This window comes from Salegentibacter sp. Hel_I_6, assembly GCF_000745315.1.
Classification (GTDB): Bacteria; Bacteroidota; Bacteroidia; order Flavobacteriales; family Flavobacteriaceae; genus Salegentibacter.
Window position 1 is genome coordinate 3,373,683 of record NZ_JQNQ01000001.1, and the last position, 18,123, is coordinate 3,391,805.

Annotated in this window: 14 protein-coding genes; 4 read left to right on the forward strand and 10 right to left on the reverse strand. The window is 35.8% G+C overall.

The genetic code is table 11. The annotated features are described in order from the left end of the window. Positions 1-77: 77 nt before the first annotated feature. The 3 genes from FG27_RS14970 to FG27_RS14980 all read right to left on the reverse strand — a co-directional run bounded on the left by FG27_RS14970 (position 78) and on the right by FG27_RS14980 (position 4,994). Positions 78-899, reverse strand: a complete 822-nt coding sequence (locus FG27_RS14970; protein ID WP_051935879.1) for a DUF2490 domain-containing protein — start codon at positions 897-899, stop codon at positions 78-80. Then, positions 899-2,833 (reverse strand): hypothetical protein, encoded by a 1,935-nt coding sequence (locus FG27_RS14975; protein ID WP_037320478.1) that lies wholly within the window; start codon positions 2,831-2,833, stop codon positions 899-901. The genes FG27_RS14970 and FG27_RS14975 overlap by 1 nt, the downstream gene beginning before the upstream one ends. 295 nt (positions 2,834-3,128) lie before the next feature. Then, a complete protein-coding gene (locus FG27_RS14980) occupies positions 3,129-4,994 on the reverse strand; it encodes a TIGR00341 family protein (protein WP_037320480.1) in 1,866 nt (621 codons plus the stop codon). Positions 4,995-5,115: 121 nt separating this feature from the next. Here FG27_RS14980 and FG27_RS14985 point away from each other — a divergent pair, with 121 nt between their 5' ends. Beyond that, positions 5,116-5,565 (forward strand): VOC family protein, encoded by a 450-nt coding sequence (locus FG27_RS14985; protein WP_037320482.1) that lies wholly within the window; start codon positions 5,116-5,118, stop codon positions 5,563-5,565. A 77-nt stretch (positions 5,566-5,642) separates the two neighbouring features. Here FG27_RS14985 and FG27_RS14990 read toward each other — a convergent pair whose 3' ends face one another. Next, positions 5,643-6,455, reverse strand: coding sequence for an HAD family hydrolase (locus tag FG27_RS14990; RefSeq protein ID WP_037320483.1), 813 nt, complete (start codon positions 6,453-6,455; stop codon positions 5,643-5,645). Between the two features lie 232 nt (positions 6,456-6,687). Between FG27_RS14990 and FG27_RS14995 the strand changes: the two genes are divergently transcribed. Together FG27_RS14995 and FG27_RS15000 are read left to right on the forward strand one after the other, a co-directional pair. After that, positions 6,688-9,168 (forward strand): TonB-dependent receptor, encoded by a 2,481-nt coding sequence (locus FG27_RS14995; RefSeq protein ID WP_037320485.1) that lies wholly within the window; start codon positions 6,688-6,690, stop codon positions 9,166-9,168. 62 nt (positions 9,169-9,230) lie between these two features. After that, positions 9,231-10,361, forward strand: a complete 1,131-nt coding sequence (locus tag FG27_RS15000; protein ID WP_051935880.1) for a PepSY domain-containing protein — start codon at positions 9,231-9,233, stop codon at positions 10,359-10,361. Positions 10,362-10,457: 96 nt separating this feature from the next. On the opposite strand, the gene FG27_RS15005 is transcribed toward FG27_RS15000, so the two are convergent. Continuing rightward, positions 10,458-10,814, reverse strand: coding sequence for a phage holin family protein (locus FG27_RS15005; RefSeq protein ID WP_037320486.1), 357 nt, complete (start codon positions 10,812-10,814; stop codon positions 10,458-10,460). Positions 10,815-10,879: 65 nt separating this feature from the next. Continuing rightward, the gene (locus FG27_RS15010) at positions 10,880-11,512 is read right to left on the reverse strand and encodes a vancomycin high temperature exclusion protein (RefSeq protein ID WP_037320488.1); all 633 of its coding nucleotides are present in this window, start codon (positions 11,510-11,512) and stop codon (positions 10,880-10,882) included. A 127-nt stretch (positions 11,513-11,639) separates the two neighbouring features. Between FG27_RS15010 and FG27_RS15015 the strand changes: the two genes are divergently transcribed. After that, a complete protein-coding gene (locus FG27_RS15015; protein WP_037320490.1) occupies positions 11,640-12,272 on the forward strand; it encodes an NAD(P)H-dependent oxidoreductase in 633 nt (210 codons plus the stop codon). Here FG27_RS15015 and ribB read toward each other — a convergent pair. The 4 genes from ribB to FG27_RS15035 form a co-directional block, all read right to left on the reverse strand. After that, complete coding sequence (gene ribB / locus FG27_RS15020) at positions 12,269-13,417, reverse strand: 3,4-dihydroxy-2-butanone-4-phosphate synthase (protein ID WP_037320492.1); 1,149 nt, start codon at positions 13,415-13,417, stop codon at positions 12,269-12,271. The genes FG27_RS15015 and ribB overlap by 4 nt on opposite strands. 30 nt (positions 13,418-13,447) lie before the next feature. Continuing rightward, positions 13,448-14,896 (reverse strand): LptF/LptG family permease, encoded by a 1,449-nt coding sequence (locus FG27_RS15025; RefSeq protein ID WP_051935881.1) that lies wholly within the window; start codon positions 14,894-14,896, stop codon positions 13,448-13,450. Between the two features lies 1 nt (position 14,897). Then, positions 14,898-15,539 carry an outer membrane lipoprotein carrier protein LolA gene (locus FG27_RS15030; RefSeq protein ID WP_037320497.1) on the reverse strand — a complete coding sequence of 214 codons (642 nt, stop codon included), beginning with the start codon at positions 15,537-15,539 and terminating at the stop codon, positions 14,898-14,900. A 112-nt stretch (positions 15,540-15,651) separates the two neighbouring features. Further along, positions 15,652-18,024: a DNA translocase FtsK gene (locus tag FG27_RS15035; RefSeq protein WP_037320499.1), complete on the reverse strand. Its 2,373-nt coding sequence runs from the start codon at positions 18,022-18,024 to the stop codon at positions 15,652-15,654. Between the last annotated feature and the right edge of the window lie 99 nt (positions 18,025-18,123).

Genomic DNA, 18,123 nt, shown 5'->3' on the forward strand with positions numbered 1-18,123 from the left:
GTTTGAAGCGTCCAACAAAATATTTTAGAGTATAATCTTTGAATTTGAGAAAAGCTTAACCAAATTATTTAACAATGTTAAAATTCATTTTCTAAAACCCTTATTTTTTCTTTTTGCTTTTCTATTCTCATCCTATGAAAATCCAGGTTATGGTATACACTTATTCTTGGAATATGCCGGTGTTCAAAATTATTAGGGCCTCCATCATATCTAAATGTCCACATATAACCTGCCTGAAATTGTATGTTCTCATTTAATTTATATCCAAGACCAAGGAACATTCGGTTATCTTCAAGGTAATCATAAGTAACCCTCTTTCCTGCCTGTAGAAATACTTCTTCATAGAAGGAAAGAAATAAAGTATTATTTAGAAGCTTATAATTATTAAGCGGATAATAGGCCGTAATCTTGTACCTAAACCTGTTAGACAAGACAAATTCTGAACCTTCTAAATATTCTCTTCTCCAACGCTGTTCAAACCTAAATTGATGATATAATTTTAAACGGTCAAAAGGTTGTACTAAAACCAGTTGCTGCCATAATCTATATTGAGGGACAATATTGTCCTGATTAGGTAGATCCTGCTCTGGAGCCCAGTAAAATGGGGTGACAACACCAGCGGTTATCTCTACCCGTGGGTTTAGCAGATAGGTTAGTCCAAATCTTAAATAAACCTGGGCCATATCTTCTATAAAATTGGTACGCCGTCTAAAATGATATTCCCCGTAGTAGAAAAGGTTTTCTGTTAGGCGGTATTTGGTATAGAGCCCTGTCCATAAACCCGTGGAATGTCTAAATTCCTTATCATATAGGCCAGCAGGAGATTCTTCAGTAATTTCCTGAGCTTGGGAGGAAAGACTTAGGAAAAGAAAGCATAAAAAGAATATTATTTTTTTCATTACAGACTATTAAGAAGCTCTACTTTTTCACTATACGAATCAGATCTTCGTAATTTCCTCTCCAGATTCCGTGTGTTTTTGTCTTCCATAAATATTAGCCTGTCTTGCATTCTTAAGATTGAATTTAATTTTTTAAGAACTTCTTCTGGATCACGATAAGCGTCTTTAGCTTGGTTTTTTAATGAACCGATGATATTGTCGTTAATTTCATTGTAAAGCGTTTTCTTTTTCCTAACCGGAACCTCTTCGCTATAAGTAAAAGGATCAAAGGTATAATCGGTATATAAAGTGTCTATTCTGCCTGATAGTTCATTTATTCTTTTACTGGTTTCCCAAATAGTCTCGAACAATTCTAATTGTCTTAAGATATCCCTTCCTCTTTGAATTTGAACAGCATCATCATTGGCATCTTCTAAAAATCTGTTAACCAGCTTGGGTAAACTATCCCTGTAAAAATGATTTTTTGCGGTCTTTGCAATTTCATCCAGATCATCATTCTTCAATTTCCCTCTAAAGAGTTTGGTTATTTTTTCTCGAGTGCTGGAAACTTCATCGTTAATTTGACCAATTTCCCTATCTAATTTTAGATCATCTACTGCTGCAGTAAGGTTTGAAATTAAAGTATCTGCCTGTTCGTTTCTCTTTTCGAAATTCTCAACCACATATATTAAAAAGTTATCTGTTTCATTTTTAGTCGTATAATCGTATATAAATTCCTTTTCGTTTACATAAATGGTATCGCGTGAAAGCAATTCTTTAGCATAATTTACAAGCAATCCTTTTCGGTTATAAAACGGAAGCTGATCTTTATAAAAAATATTGTTCCACGGTTTTATATATTCATTAAGGGAATCCTGTTTTTGTTTCCATTGAAGTGCCTGCTGAACATCGTCATTTTCTACAAGGTTTAGGTTTTCTATTTCAAGATTGCTAATACTATCAATATTCTTACGATAAGTATTTTCTATTTCTTTCCATGCTTCTAACCTGGAGGCTTCTTCATCACTAAGCGGATAAAAAGCTCGGTTAGCACCAAGTGGAAGATTTTCTAGAGGTTTTATTTCAGGATCGTATTTAAATATTCTTTCCAGGATATTTTGAATAACTTTTTCTCCTTTTTGCTGTGCCTTAATATATTTTGAAGTTCTTGGGTAGCCATCACTAAAGTTTAAACTTAGAGGGCGATTAGCGAGTTCTACATTCGTTTGTTCATTGCTAAGGGCAGCTTGTAAGCCTTCACTAATAGGGAATTCTATTTTCTCAATACTAGTATTGTTTTTAATACGTTCAAGTTCAAGAAGAATTCCACGATTGTAAGTTCTTATTTCCTGTAAGTCTTCAGTAAAATAATTGAATTCCCAAACGCCATCCATTAAACCATTCACAATATTTCCAGCTACAGAAATACTATCCTGGTCACGGTTAGCCAGGATATAATCAAACCTCCCGGTCATAGTTTGGTTTAGAAAACTGGTTTCTAGGTTTTCAAGGGTTTTTATACGGTTGCCATCTATATAGAGTATGGTTTCCATGGCTAAATCTCCTTCAGGATAACCGTCTTTATAAGTTAAGTAAAGCGTTTCATCTTCTGTAAGAATGTCGTAATCAAGCTCGATATCAGAGATCTCATTAATTCTTACAATATGATTTTTAACTTCATATTTCCATGTATCTACTTTAAGATTATTCTTATATTCTCCTTCCCAAAAATTGTATGTGGCACTTGTTTCAGCCAGGCTATCTTTATTTTCTCTAAGGAAAGTAAATTCTCCGTCTTTAATTTTTTCATCTTCATTCGCCAATTTATAGGTAAATTGGGCTTTGCCTGTAACTCCGGGAATGGGTTGATAGATGCTATCATAGGAATAATCCTGACCCATTAAAGTAGAGGAAATTAAGACAGTGAGAAGGAGTAGAAGAATAGTTTTCTTCATGTTTTTATCAATTTTTTTAGTAGAATTTTTAAAACCAGCCTCAACTAAACAACTTTTACGCCAACGAGTCTAAAACTTAAAAATTTCGGGATCCAAATTTACTAATGAAAATATTATCAGTTTAAAATTTAATACTTTTTTTTAAAGTATTGATTATTAGGTGTGTAAATATTTTATTGATCAATAGATTTACTTCATGAAAGGTATATTGGGATTGCAGCACTACAATTAGATTAAAATAAGATTAGAAAAACTTGTATTTAGTTCTACAAAAGTGTTGAAATAGTACACAACGCTAGAATCCCCGGGCAGATATTACCTCCAAATTTATCTCTTCTCCAATCTCTTTTTCCAGTTCTTTTTTGATTTCCCTAATTTCATCGCCTTCAAGATTTTCCTGTCCCACCAGGGTGAGTGAAACTCTTAGCGGATCTCCAAAGCGTACTTTAACATCACGAACCACAGTATTGTTTATAGTAGAACCTTCTAAATCTCTTGTAATGCTGGCTTCCTTTTTAATACGGTTAAAGGATAGCGATAGGGGTACCATGACTATTCCAATTAAAATTAAGGTATAAATCAAACCTAATTTTGCTCGTTTAAAAGGAGCAAACCCCAAAATTAGAAAGGTGATTCCGGCAAACATGATAATCCCTGCAAGGTTGGTTAAATAAAGTAGGAAGGCACCTGAAAATACATCCCAGTCCCACCAGCCAATACCAATTCCGGAAACAGCCAAAGGCGGCACCAGGGCAACTGCAATTGCAACTCCTGCAAGACTTTTTGCGATTCCTTCTTTTGCGTGGGCGTAAGCTGCTGCTACCCCGGAAGCCACGGCGATTCCCATATCTAAAAGGGTAGGGGATAAACGAGCGTCAATTTCAGAAGTAACTAGTTTTATTGGGATAATAAGGCTCACTCCCGCAGAGAATAATAACGAAACTCCTGTTCCTATTAAAATTGTGATAATTCCCCGTTTTAGCATATTAGTATCGTAACGAACCATACCCATGGCGAAGGAGACGATTGGAGATATAATAGGGGCAAGGATCATCGCTCCAATAATTACCGGAGACGAATTAGCGAAAAGTCCAAAAGTTGCGATAAGTGTTGAAAGGATCATCATCACTACATACATGGAACTGGATTTTGAATTTTCGCGTAGTAACTTAAATAATTCCTGAAATTCCTCGGTAGTTGCTCTTGGAAAAATAGGAATGGTACGTTTGGTTAATTCTTCCCTCTTTTCACCGGTAGGTAGAGTATCGGTTTTATTGCTTTTTTTAAGATTTGCTGAATCTTTCTCTGTGCAATATTTACTGGCCTGGGCCAGGATTAGTGATTCAGCTTCTACACGCAACGACACTTGCTCGGCCTGTTCTTTTTCTCCATCTACAGTAAATTCTATTGCAGATGAATTTTTGATCTTTAGGTCTGCAATTTTTATTCTTCCTATAAAAGATGGGGCTTTATTTAGTTGTTTCCCCCCGGGAAGTAAACTACGCAATAGAAACCATATTAATTGTAATAAATTAGTTGGTGAAATTATTAGTGATGTAAACATCCCATCGTTTAAAGAACTCTCAGATACCAACCTTCTTGCCACAACCGAGCTTAAAGCGTGTTCTACCACAATTATTCCTAAAGCCGAAGTATGTATAATCTTCTCATCTTCTGAACTTATCTCATAAGAATTATGAGAAAGCGAAGATAAATGCCTTATGTTTTTAAAAAAGGATAAAACCTCGTGAAAAAAATTGTTGTTTTTATGATCTTCAGTAAAAATGAAAACATTTCCAATATTTACCGATTGAAATACAGGAATATCATTACAATAGAGCATATCTAATTTATGCACTTCTTCATTTTCCAGAATTTCTTTTAAAGCTGTTTCGTGATCATTAGATATACCCAGTCCCTTTGTGGTGTAGGTGTTTTTAGGGTGTGGTAAAATACCCACCTTTATCCCCTTTTGAGCTGCTTTTGTTAGGAATTCTCTTAAAAATTCGTCGCTTAAATAAGTAACAATAATATCATCTTCTCCCGCTTCATAATCTGTTTCTGGATAATTTATGGTTTGTTTTTCGGTATTTTCTAATAAAGGGAAGATATCACTTTCCACTTTTTCCTTGTCATCTGGATGATGTAAAATATACAGCATAGTTACTTATTGCGATTGCAGTGCCAAGATACTGCTTTTTAAAACCGGCACTAAAAGTTTAACCTGAGTTTTTGAGTTAACTAGAGCATTTTTTTTAATTTCAAAAAAATATACAGCAGGAATGAAAGAAATTAGTAAAAAGCAGAATGTATTTATATTATTTGCAGCCACTTCTAAAAATGGGCACTTTAATTTTAGAAAAGATCACGATACGATTAGAGTAAAAGATTTAGAAACTTCAATGAATTTCTATAAGAATATTCTCGGTTTGGAGCAAATACCCAACGGCGGACTTGGGGACCACATTGTATGGTTTCAGTTAAAAAATAAAGTGCAGCTGCATTTAGTGGAAAGTGATACGAAAATAGAAAAGAATAAAGGCTTTCATTCTGCATTTAATACCGGGAATTTATCAGAATTCATGGATTTTCTGAGAGAAAAAAACATTCCTTTTGAAAATGGAAGGGGCGAAAAAAATATGGTAACCAATCGCCCAGATGGGATCAGGCAAATTTACTTCCAGGACCCCGATGGTTATTGGATTGAGGTGAATGATAATATTCTAGAGTAAATTAAAACCTAAGGTTCTTATCCTGGAATATTTGAAAAATCAAACCGAATATTTAAAACCTGATTTATAGATCAAGTTTAGCTTTTTATAGCATATTCATCTTTAAGTAGACCGAGTTCCTCGATGGTTTTTAAAACGCCATTATCATTATTACTGAAATTAGTTACATATTTACTGGCATTAATAATTTCAGGATGGGCATTTTTCATTGCATAGCTATATTTAGCATTTTGCATCATCTCAAGATCATTTAGATAATCGCCAAAAACAAGTGTTTCTTCCGGGGAGATATTCAGCTCTTTTTGAATACCGCTTATTGCATTTCCTTTATTCGCGGTAATAGAAGTGATATCTATAAAGACATTGGCTGCGATCGCAACTTTATAATCATTAGTATATTTTTCGAAATGCGGGTAGGTATGTTCTTCAACGCCATTAAAATTACAAAAAGTAACCTTTAAAATAGTGTCATCTACTTTGGTAAGATCTTCAACTTTTTCTATTCTTTTGTAGAATTTATTGATCTCGTTAAAAAAGCCATCATCTTTGCTTTCAATATAAGCCGAATTTTTTCCACAGAGTACTAAATGAGTATCAGAAAGTTCTCTTCCTTTTCTAACAAAATCCAGGGCGGCCTCTTTATCTAAGGGATTTACATAAAGATCTTTACCCTTGTGAACCACGTGGGTGCCGTTTTCAGCAAAAAACAACATGCGATCTTTAATTCTATCAAATTTGCTCTCCAAATTATAAAATTGACGCCCACTGGCAACTGAGAACATAATTCCTTTTTCATTAAGTAATTCTTCTATTTCCCAGAAATCGGGGTGAATCTCGTGTTGATCGTTCAACAACGTCCCATCCATATCGGTAACAATCAATTTTATCATAGCGCAAATTTAAGCGGCAAATATAAAAGATTAGAACCCGGCAGGAGTTAAGAAAAGATCAAAAATACTTTTAGTAGTATAAATTTTAATAATCTACTTCTTTGATAAACAAAACAATGGATCTATCTCGCTTATTTTTATTTAAAATAAGTATAAATAAGCTTTTAAAAATTAGAATAGGTTTTTACATTTGCGCCGTATTTAAAACCAATCTAAATAAAAACACTTAGTGATGAAATTGAAAAATAGCCTGGTAGTGTTATTTCTTTTCAGCTTGCAAATTGCCTTAGCTCAGAATTCTGGTATAATTAAAGGCAGTGTAGTTAATAGCGCAGGAAGTTCGCTTTCTAACGTAAATATTGAAGTTGAAGGCCTGGGAATGGGCGACGAAACCAATAATCGCGGTGAATTCACCTTAAAGAATATTCCAACGGGAAATTATACCCTTCAAATTTCTTACGTGGGTTACGAAACTCAAAATCTAAAAGTAAATGTACAAGCCGGTGAAACTACCGATGTGTCTTCTATAATCCTTGTAGGAAAGCAAGAAGAATTGGGGGCTGTAATTGTTAGAGGGAATGGAAATGGAAATAAATTTACCCGAAATGCCAGTGTTAGTGTAGCTAAAATGCCACTTAAAAAAATTGAAAACCCACAGGTTTACGATAATATAACCTCTGAACTTCTAAAAGAACAGGTAGTGACCAATTTTGATGATGCTGTTAAGAATGCTTCCGGACTTACCAAACTTTGGGAATCTACCGGCCGTGGAAATGATGGTGCTGGTTATTTTTCACTCCGTGGCTTTGCCGTGCAACCAACCCTGGTGAATGGCTTGCCGGCCCTTACCAACGGTAGTCCAGATCCTGCAAATATGGAAAATATTGAAGTTATAAAAGGCCCATCGGGAACCCTATATGGTAGCAGCCTGGTTTCTTATGGAGGCTTGATCAATATCACCACCAAAAAACCTTTTAGTTATTTTGGAGGAAATGTTTCTTACACAATGGGTAGTTTCGGTTTAAACCGGATAACTGCCGACGTAAATACACCACTTGATGAAACAGGGGATGTGGCGCTAAGAATAAATACGGCATACCATACTGAAAATAGTTTTCAGGATGCAGGATTTAGAAAATCGTTGTTTGTAGCACCATCTTTAAGCTATAAAGTAAACGATAAGCTTTCATTTTTTGTGAATACTGAATTTTATGATTCTGAAAGTACAAATCCATTAATGCTATTTGTGGATAGAGGAGCACCGCTTAGAGCTACCAATATAGAAGAATTAGGTTATAACAATGAGAATTCTTATACCAGTAATGATCTTACCGTAGAAAATCCAACCTTTAGTCTACAGGCGCAAATGAATTATGAACTTTCAGATAGCTGGACTTCACAAACCGCGGTTTCAACAGGATCAGCTAAAGCATTGGGGAATTATTCATATTTATATGAAACTACTCAGTTTAATCAGGGTAGAGAAGAAGTGCCGGGCGAGGTAACGAACTTAAACGAAGGAGTGGTATTTACCCGTTACATTAGCAATCAAAATTCTACAACCATAACTAATGATATTCAGCAGAATTTTATCGGAGATTTTGAAATCGCAGGAATGCGTAATCGTACCGTGGTCGGTTTAGATTATTTCAATAGAAAAGTAATTGATAACAATAGCGGATATGTTGGAAATGGCGAGGTATATATTGGTAATGCCAGCCTTCAGAATGTAAACGAAAGTGTTTATGATATCTATGAGTCTGCAAATTATATCACGAGCTACGATAGCGGAATTTTAAGTAAAGAAGGGGTTGCCGGTTTATTAGAAAATGTAAATAGAAATAATAATATCGCTGAAGAAGATATCTACAGCGCCTATGTTTCTAACGTACTTAATTTCACGCCACAGCTTGCTTTAATGACGAGCTTAAGATTAGACCAGTTTGAAACCGAAACCAATAGCCAAACAGCACTTTCTCCAAAATTTGGACTGGTTTATCAGCCGGTTTTAGATAAAGTGGCACTTTTCGCAAATTATATGGATGGTTTTAGTAATGTAGGACCAAGACAGGTAGATAATCTTGAGACAGGTGAAACAAGAACCCTGGTTTTTGATCCTGAGAGAGCAAAACAATTTGAAGTTGGGTCTAAGTTTAATTTGTTGAATAATCACTTATCAGCTACTGTAAGTTATTACGATATCCAGGTTTCTAATATGGTAATGCAGGATGCTGAAAATCCATTTAACCTGGTTCAGGATGGCGAGCAGTACAGCCGTGGATTTGAAGCCAGTATTACCGCTAGCCCTTTTCAAGGTTTAAATTTAATTGCAGGATTTAGTCACAATAATAGCGAATTAACCGAATCTGATCAAGCTGATTTCCTTGGAAGAAGACCGGAATCGGCAGGGCCTGAAACTTTAGCCAATTTCTGGGCAAGTTATCGTTTTGCGCAAGGAAATCTAGAAGGTTTTGGACTTGGTTTCGGTGGAAATTATGCCAGTGAGAATATGATCTTTAACCGTCAAACTGCTGGAGTTTTCACCCTTCCTTCCTACACGATTTTAAACGCTTCATTATTCTATAATGTAGATAAATTTGGAATTAACCTGAAGTTGAACAATCTTACTAACGAAGAGTACTATACCGGTTGGTCTACGATAAACCCACAAAGGCCAAGAAACTTTGCTGCGAGTTTAACTTATAATTTCTAATTAAATTAATTAATATGGTCACCATCAAAATTGTTTTTTGAGTTTTGGTGGTGACTTTTTATATGCAGAAAAAAGCAAAAAATAAAGGTTTAAAGAAGTGGATTGCTAAACTTCATTTATGGCTGGGACTTGGTTCCGGTCTTATTGTTTTTATAGTGGCGGTTACCGGCTGCATTTTTGTTTTTCACGACGAGATTAAAGATTTTACTCGCGATTATCGCAAGGTCACTCCTGAAGTCTCAACATTTGTAGCGCCTTCAAAACTTCAGAATAAAACAAAATCGCTTTTTCCTGAAGCCCAGCCGGGAATGGTAGTTTACCAGGGCAGGGACCGTTCAGCTTTTGTGTACGCTGTGATAGAAGAGGTACCATACCATATTTATTTCAATCCTTATTCTGCGGAATTTCTTCAGAAGGAAAATCTGGAAGACGATTTCTTTCTTATTGTAGAAGATCTACATATGCATCTTTGGCTTCCGGAGAAAATAGGAAAACAGGTAGTAGGAATTTCTACATTAATTTTCGTTTTTATGCTTATTTCTGGAATAGTGCTCTGGTGGCCAAAAAAGCGAAAAAACTTCAAGAAACGTCTTCAAATAAGATGGGATGCTAAATGGCGCCGTGTAAATTACGATTGGCATAGCATCACCGGATTATATATTTCATCTCTGGCCTTATTTATAGCCATTATGGGACTTAGTTTTTCTTATGAATGGATGAATCACGGGCTTTATGATCTAGCCAATTTATACCAGGAAAAGCCTGAAGATCAATTAAACATTCAGATTGAGGATGCTGGGTTTTCTGAAAATGCAATGGATATTGCTTTAGTAGAAACCTTAAGGAAAAGACCTGAAGACGAAATGTTTTTTGTTTGGGAGCAGGGCGGAAGTGCGCCAATCACGACAGGCTCATATCCCGCTGCTATGGATTACGACCATCAATCTAATTTCTATTTTCACCCTGAAACCGGGGAATTATTAAAAGATCACGAGTATTCCAGTAAAAGTGCCGGGATGAAATTACAGGAGATGACCTTTGGGTTGCATACCGGACAGTATTTTGGAATAACAGGCAAGATTATAGCGTTTTTTGTCAGTCTTTTTGTAGCAGCGCTTCCCGTTAGCGGATTTATAATTTGGTTTGGCAGAAGAAATAAAAATAAAAAACCAAAGCCCGCCAGAATTCCATAAATAATTATTCTCTAGAAAAACAATAGGAATTTAAAATTTCGCGTAGCTAGCCTTTATTTGAGAAAGCTTTAAAGGCTTCGAAATAATAACTATTATTTAAAAAAGAATAGCATCTACAATTCCTCCTACAATAGCTATAAAGATTGCCAGCCATAGTGAAGGTAAGAAACCTTCGGTCTTAAAATCAGAACTAAATTGATCAGCAAGTTCTATAATTATCGCATAGGCAATAACGCGGGTAATAAAACCTAAACCCAGGAAATAGAAAATTCCTAAAGTCGCAACATTTAATAATAAAGTGAGAAGCCAGCTAAGAAGGAAACTAAGTATTCCTATAGTTAGGGCCACTATAATTGCAGTTTTAAAACCTTTAAGGTGAACTTTAGGCATCATGTTGGCCGCAGCCAGCAAAACAAGAGCATCAATAACAATATGCACTACCCATTGTAGCATAATTTTATATTTTTGGTTGGTTATATCTAAAGATAAAAAAAATCTCTTAATTTTTTAAAGCTGTTCTAGTTGGCTTGAATTTCCAGCGTGCTGGGTTGTTGGTTAGTGATAATTTCCCAAACGGCTTTAAAATTGGCTAGTTGTTCACGGCGTTTAATCGTTTCAGAAGAGGTATAGGCCACGGGAGCAGCTTCTAACCCTTTATAGTAGGCATCCAGGTTTTTAGCAATATAAAGACTTCTGGGTAAGTGGAATTTTTGCGTAATTACTATAGCGTCTTCAATATTGAAAACGGCCTTAGCGCGATACATGCTATCGTAAGTATCAAACCCAGAATGATCTAAAATAATATATTCCTGGGGAACTCCTTTTTTCAATAAATAATTTTTAATGGCATTTACTTCATCATAATCATCGGTTCTATGATCGCCACTCACTAGAAAATTTTCAATTTTATTGAGTTTGTATAGCTGGTATGCAGTTTCTACACGATCTTCCAGGATAGGGGATAGTTTCCCATCTGAATGTACGCTAGCGCCAAGTATAATTCCGGTTTTTGCTGAGGGAATTTCTGTAATTTCAGAATAAATGAGGCTTGAGGTTTCTTTCTGGACGTAAGCCTCCAGCCCAAAAATAATGAGAATGCTTAAAATAACGAAAAGGGCAAAAGCAAGGATTAATTTTCTAAAAAGCTTCATAGGATGGCGCCAAATATATCACGAAGATAAAGAATATTAGTTTACCTATACGTTTAATTTATAGCTGTTACTTTTTGCAACGAATGTGATTGTTTACCTTTGAAAATGCTAAAAGAATAAAAGAAAAATGACTAATATAAAAGCTTTACAATGGCGCTACGCGACCAAAAAGTTTAATCCGGAAAGAAAACTCTCCCGGGAAAAAATTAATATTCTTAAGGAGGCTTTTAACCTTACCGCGACTTCTTATGGTTTGCAGCCTTTAAAGATGGTTGTGGTTCAAAATAAAGAGCTTCAGGAGCAATTGAAATCGGCTTCCTGGGAACAGCAGCAGCTAAACACAGCTTCACATGTTTTAGTGATTTGTATTGAAAAGAAAGTAGATAAAGATTTTATTGAACAATATTTTAAAAGGGTAAAGCATATAAGGGAGACGCCAGATGAGATCTTAGATCCGTTCAAAAAATCCCTGGTAGATAGCTTTGAATCTAAAGCCGAAGAGGAAGTGCACGCCTGGGCAGTAAATCAAGCGTATTTAAGTTTGGGAACGCTTTTAACTGTTTGTGCTACTGAAGAAATTGATGCCTGCCCTATGGAAGGTTTTCAACCCGAAAAATATGATGAACTTCTAAATTTAGAGGTATATAATTTGAAATCGGTTCTTGCTTTACCGGTAGGTTATCGAGCAGAAGACGATATGTTTTCTGAATTTAAAAAAGTGAGAAGACCTTTAGACGATGTAATTATAGAAATGAACTAATAATTTACGTAACGGGTAATTTCAAGTCCATAACCAATCATTCCAACACGTTTTGTTTGTTGGGTATTAGAAAGCAACTTGATTTTATGAATTTCCAGGTCGTGTAAAATTTGGGCGCCAATACCAAAATCTTTATTATCCATATTAATAGGCGGAGCTTTTACTTCGCCTTTTTTCTGAAGTTCTTTCAACTCGGCAAGACGAGGTAATAAATTTAAAGATTGTCTCGCAGGATTGATAAAAACAATGGCGCCACGGCCTTCTTCATTAATCGCCCGGAACATATTGTCCAATTTCTTATCAGCATCATTGGTAAGTGTTCCAAGGATATCATTATTGACCAGGGTAGAATTTACCCGAACCAAGATTTCTTCGTCGCTTTTCCAACTTCCTTTTGTGAGCGCAATATGAACCTGCCCGTTGGTAGTTTGACGGTAAGCTCTTACTCTAAATTTTCCAAAACGGGTGTCAAGATCAAAATCTTCTTTTTTCTCGATCAAAGAATCGTGTTGCATTCTATAAGCAACGAGAGCTTCAATAGAGACGATTTTGAGATCGAATTTCTGCGCTACTTCCACTAGCTGGGGAAGTCTTGCCATGGTGCCATCTTCGTTCATTATCTCTACGATAACTCCTGCGGGTTCAAAACCTGCAAGTCTCGCAAAATCTATAGCCGCTTCTGTATGTCCTGTTCTTCTTAAAACACCACCTTCTTTTGCTTTAAGCGGAAAAATATGACCGGGACGGTTTAGGTCTATAGGTTTAGTATCAGGATCTATAAGCGACTTAATTGTCTTTGCCCTATCTGAAGCTGAAATACCTGTGGTTACTCCTTTACCACGTAAATCTACAGAAATGGTAAAACCGGTTTCCATAGGATCGGTATTGTTGCTCACCATCATTTCTAATTTCAGGTTTTTGCAGCGTTCTTCGGTAATCGGTGCGCAAATAAGTCCGCGGCCGTGAGTAGCCATAAAATTAATCATTTCAGGCGTTACCTTATCTGCGGCGGCTACAAAATCTCCCTCATTCTCCCTGTCCTCATCATCTACCACAATAATAACTTTTCCTTCACGAATATCATCAATTGCTTCCTGTATGCTATGAAGTTTAAGGGTATTTTGGGTAGTGGTCTCCTGAGCCATGTTGTGTGTTATTTTGGGCTGCAAAGATATTTAATCTATTTTTCTTTTCGGCTTAATAATACCAGCTTTTTTAAGCCCTTTTCTAATAGGCTCGGTAATATTATCGAAAGCGAATAGCCCCTGATCTGTAGTTGCACGGTACGTGAGGTAAATTCCTAATGGCAGCATAATAAGAGTGGAAAGCCAGGTTGCCAGAAACGGACTAATGCTTCCATCTTCTGCACTATTTTTAGCGAAAATACCTATAAAATGGTAGGTTAGAAATAACAAAATTGCAACTACCATAGGCAGTCCCATTCCTCCTTTTCTAATAATGGCACCTAATGGAGCTCCAACAAAGAATAAAACGATACAGGCTGCAGCCAGCACATATTTTTCGTGTAAAGCGATTTCGTATTTATTAAGTTGTTTTGTAGAATTTTTCAACTCAGATCTTTTAATATTAAGATGTGAAAGTGCACCGTTTACAGAGCCTAGCGATAAACTTACGATTTGAATCGCCTGATAAGTATCATATTCTTCTAAAATGGTATTTTGAATTTCGCTGATAGAGTCAGACGGGTTTAAGTTCACATTGATATTATCGAAATTTGTACGCTTGTACATATTTTCAGAAAGATTTCTTTTTTTCTCGTTATAAGCGATAGAAAATGAATCTATACTTTGCCTGAGTTCAGAAACTTTTAGCATTCCCTGGGTATTGCTATAGCTTTCATCTTCCATATCTACATTATTGAAATCTGAAAGATCCAGGTTTATGGTGTATTCTTCAAAATAGCTTTTGGCAAAGGGTTTATTTCTTCTTTTAGAATAATCTGAAGGTTGGATTTCATCATAATAATTACCGTCCTTTAAAATTAGAGAAAGCACATCAGAATCTGTACTTCCCATTAATTCACCTTCTTTAGCTTTCATTACAGTGAAATTACCACTGCGTGCCGTTTTTTTATGAATAATAACATCGGTCAAATACTCTCCGTTATCCCCACTTTTATCTTCAACTTTTATATTTATAGTCCCCAGGTCGTTAAAAACACCTTCGGTAATCGCCATCGCCGGCTTTAGTTTGGCAATATTCTTTCTAAGGTTTATTGATTTATATTCCGCGGCCGGGATCACATTATTTGCGAAAAAGAATGCAGTTACACTCACAAATAAAATAAAGACTGTAAGACCGCGCATTGCTCTTTGTAAAGAAATTCCCGAAGACTTCATAGCCGCAAACTCATAATTTTCGGCGAAATTTCCGAAGGTCATTATGGAGGTAAGCAGGATGGTAAGTGGTAAAACCAGCGGCACTAGTTTAGGGGAAAAATAGAGAAGGAATTTAAATATTATCTCGGTATCTAAATCTTTACCCGCCAGTTCACCAATGTACAGCCAAATGGTTTGGAGTACAAAGATGAACATAAGAATTATAAAAACTGTAAAAAACGTTTTTAGATAACTAACGAGTATATACCGGTCTAATATTTTCAATTTAGTCTAATCTATTGATATAATAATCTTCGTAACGATCTTCCTTAAAAGTAAATAGGTTTTGTGCCAACTCCTGGTCGGTTTTAAAACTTTTTACGGTTATCGTGATTTTGGTATCGTTATCCTGGGTTTGAATAAGATTATAAATATGTTTTGTTTGACTGTCTATACCCAATAAGATATTTTTAACCTCTGCATTACTATCCTTAGGAGTCAATTTTACATACTGGATCTTCCTGCCGTTTACATTTTGAGCAATATCCATTTCGTAGTTATAACCATTTTCGTAAAAGGTGAACATTTTTGAAGGAGTAATGTTATTTTCTTCCTCTTCAACATAAGTAGAAATATTAATTTCTTCGTCTTCAGGAATTATGGTGTAAATTTTTTCACCATCAAACATTTGGGTAGTACCCATAAGATTCAACACATATTTTTCACCTTTAATGCTTACATCACCACGAGTTTCCTGGTTTACATTTGCAGCATTATTCTCAAGGGTGTATTTAAAATCGATCACCATATTATCGTAGCCTTTAACTTTAGAAGAAACTTCGTTTAGAAGTGTTTCGGCTTTTTTAGAATTTTGAGCTTGCAAGCTTATGGTGAAAATTGCCAGCGTAATAAAAATTAATTTTTTCATTTGTTTTTAATTTAAGCTTAAAAAGTGCAATTGTAACGGGATTATAAACCAGTTTATGCGTTGCAAATTTTTAAGTCCAGCATCTTGCTGATTTCTTTTTAGTAATTAGGTGTTATTCTTCATTTAATAATTGATCCAGGCCTGCAAGATCGGTAACTAAAACCTGTCGGGCTTTACTGCCTTCAAAAGGTCCTACAATCCCCGCCGCTTCTAATTGATCTATAATCCTACCGGCACGGTTGTAACCTAATTTTAGTTTACGCTGCAGTAAAGAAGCTGATCCTTGTTGTGCTGTCACAATAACTTCAGCAGCTTCTCTAAAGAGCTTATCTCTTTCGCTAATGTCTATATCAACACCTGTGCCACTATCGTCTGCTTCGTAGGCAGGAAGTTGGTGTGCTTCCGGATAGGCCTTTTGAGAACCTATAAACTCAGTTATTTTATCAACCTCAGGAGTATCTACAAAAGCACATTGTAAACGTCTTAATTCATTTCCCTGGGTAAAAAGCATATCTCCACGTCCAATAAGTTGATCTGCTCCCTGGCCATCTAAAATGGTTCTGGAATCTATTTTTGAAGTTACCCTAAAAGCAATTCTGGCCGGGAAGTTGGCTTTAATAATTCCTGTAATTACATTTACCGAAGGTCTTTGTGTCGCAATAATTAAATGAATCCCAATTGCCCTGGCCAATTGCGCTAGACGGGCGATAGGAGTTTCCACTTCTTTTCCAGCGGTCATGATCAAATCGGCAAATTCGTCTACCACCAATACGATATACGGCAGGAATTTATGCCCATTTTCCGGATTTAATTTTCTTGCTTTAAACTTTACGTTATATTCTTTAATATTACGAACCATCGCATCTTTAAGCAATTCGTAACGATTATCCATTTCAATGCAAAGTGAATTTAGCGTGTTGATCACTTTGGTATTGTCGGTAATAATTGCATCTCCCGAATCTGGTAATTTTGCGAGATAATGGCGTTCAATTTTATTAAAAAGGGTAAGTTCTACTTTTTTGGGATCTACTAATACAAATTTTACTTCAGCAGGGTGCTTGCTGTAGAGTAACGAAGTTAGAATAGCGTTTAATCCAACCGATTTACCCTGACCTGTTGCCCCGGCCATTAGCATATGCGGCATTTTCGCCAGGTCTACAACAAAGGTTTCGTTAGAAATAGTTTTTCCTAAAGCCATTGGTAATTCCATCTCAGCATTCTGGAATTTAGGTGAAGCGATCACCGAACGCATAGAAACAATGGTGGAGTTTTTATTGGGTACTTCTATACCAATGGTTCCTTTTCCGGGAATTGGCGCGATAATACGAATTCCTAAAGCTGAAAGGGAAAGTGCAATATCGTCTTCCAGGTTTTTAATCTTCGAAATCCTTATTCCAGCTTCAGGAACAATTTCATATAGAGTAACCGTGGGACCTACCGTAGCTTTAATTTGGGCGATCTCAATTTTGTAGTTTTTAAGCGTTTCTACAATACGGTTTTTATGTTCTTCAAGTTCTTCCTGGTCTACGGTAATACCACCGCCATAATCCTGAAGCAACTCCAGGGTTGGAAATTTATAATTACTTAGCTCCAGGGTAGGATCAAATTCTCCGAAATCCTTAACTATTTTATTGCTTATTTTATCTTCCTCCAGTTCCTCTTCCTCGGTAGTTTCAACTTCCATTTCCACTTCAGTATTTTCGTCTTTCTTTTCAGGTTTAGGAGTGGGAGTAGGGGTTTTTTCCTTTGGAGTTGTAGTTTCCAAATTTATCTCTGCGGAAGATTTTTCAGCAGGTTTTTCTTGTTTTGGAGTTACTTGTTTCTTCCAGTCGGTTTCTTCTTCAGTTTCTGAAATATCTCTTTTATCTGACTGAAATTCTTTATTCAGACTTTCTTTTTTAGATTTTAGAAAACCTCCAATTAATTCTGGCGTTAGTTTCAATCTTAAACTCAAATAGGCAATGAATAAAAATAACATCAATAAAATGGTGCCGAAGAAGCCAAGATAATCCTGGAGGAAATCGTTCATTTCAAAACCAATTCTTCCGCCTAAAATTGGATTTTTAGCAGCGAAAAACCCGAAGAAAATAGCCAGCCAAAGCATGCTTAAAATTCCCCAAAACCAGGAATCTCTGAGTTTTGAAGATTTTACACCTAGAAAAAGGTGAAATCCGCTGTAACTTACTAAAATTGAAAAGATAAAGGCTGCCACACCAAAACCCTTATACATAAAGAAATCGCTAACCGTTGCGCCAAATTTACTAAGCCAGTTTCTGGCTTCTATTTCTCGATTAGAAAATTGACCAAGCGTGCTTTGATCTGTTTCCCAGTTAAATAAAAATGAAATGAATGCGACACTTAAAGCTAGGCCGAATAACATTAAAAAACTACCTAAAACTACCTTTTGTTGCCGGTTAAGTTTAAAGGAAAATTTAGTCGACTTTTTCCCGGTGCTTGTTTTAGTACTGGTTTTCTTTTTGGCCATAGATGATTTGAAGGATTTTGAGCAAAAATACAAATTAGCACCTTTTAAAATAAAGAAAACTGTCTTGAGTTTAGAAGGTGCGCTTTCGTATGCTTAAAC

What these genes read in the sequence shown, in the direction of transcription:
- FG27_RS14970 (WP_051935879.1), bottom strand. Translation starts at nt 899, where the DNA reads ATGAAAAAAATAATATTCTTTTTATGCTTTCTTTTCCTAAGTCTTTCC.
- FG27_RS14975 (WP_037320478.1), bottom strand. Translation starts at nt 2,833, where the DNA reads ATGAAGAAAACTATTCTTCTACTCCTTCTCACTGTCTTAATTTCCTCT.
- FG27_RS14980 (WP_037320480.1), bottom strand. Translation starts at nt 4,994, where the DNA reads ATGCTGTATATTTTACATCATCCAGATGACAAGGAAAAAGTGGAAAGT.
- FG27_RS14985 (WP_037320482.1), top strand. Translation starts at nt 5,116, where the DNA reads ATGAAAGAAATTAGTAAAAAGCAGAATGTATTTATATTATTTGCAGCC.
- FG27_RS14990 (WP_037320483.1), bottom strand. Translation starts at nt 6,455, where the DNA reads ATGATAAAATTGATTGTTACCGATATGGATGGGACGTTGTTGAACGAT.
- FG27_RS14995 (WP_037320485.1), top strand. Translation starts at nt 6,688, where the DNA reads ATGAAATTGAAAAATAGCCTGGTAGTGTTATTTCTTTTCAGCTTGCAA.
- FG27_RS15000 (WP_051935880.1), top strand. Translation starts at nt 9,231, where the DNA reads ATGCAGAAAAAAGCAAAAAATAAAGGTTTAAAGAAGTGGATTGCTAAA.
- FG27_RS15005 (WP_037320486.1), bottom strand. Translation starts at nt 10,814, where the DNA reads ATGCTACAATGGGTAGTGCATATTGTTATTGATGCTCTTGTTTTGCTG.
- FG27_RS15010 (WP_037320488.1), bottom strand. Translation starts at nt 11,512, where the DNA reads ATGAAGCTTTTTAGAAAATTAATCCTTGCTTTTGCCCTTTTCGTTATT.
- FG27_RS15015 (WP_037320490.1), top strand. Translation starts at nt 11,640, where the DNA reads ATGACTAATATAAAAGCTTTACAATGGCGCTACGCGACCAAAAAGTTT.
- ribB (WP_037320492.1), bottom strand. Translation starts at nt 13,417, where the DNA reads ATGGCTCAGGAGACCACTACCCAAAATACCCTTAAACTTCATAGCATA.
- FG27_RS15030 (WP_037320497.1), bottom strand. Translation starts at nt 15,539, where the DNA reads ATGAAAAAATTAATTTTTATTACGCTGGCAATTTTCACCATAAGCTTG.
- FG27_RS15035 (WP_037320499.1), bottom strand. Translation starts at nt 18,024, where the DNA reads ATGGCCAAAAAGAAAACCAGTACTAAAACAAGCACCGGGAAAAAGTCG.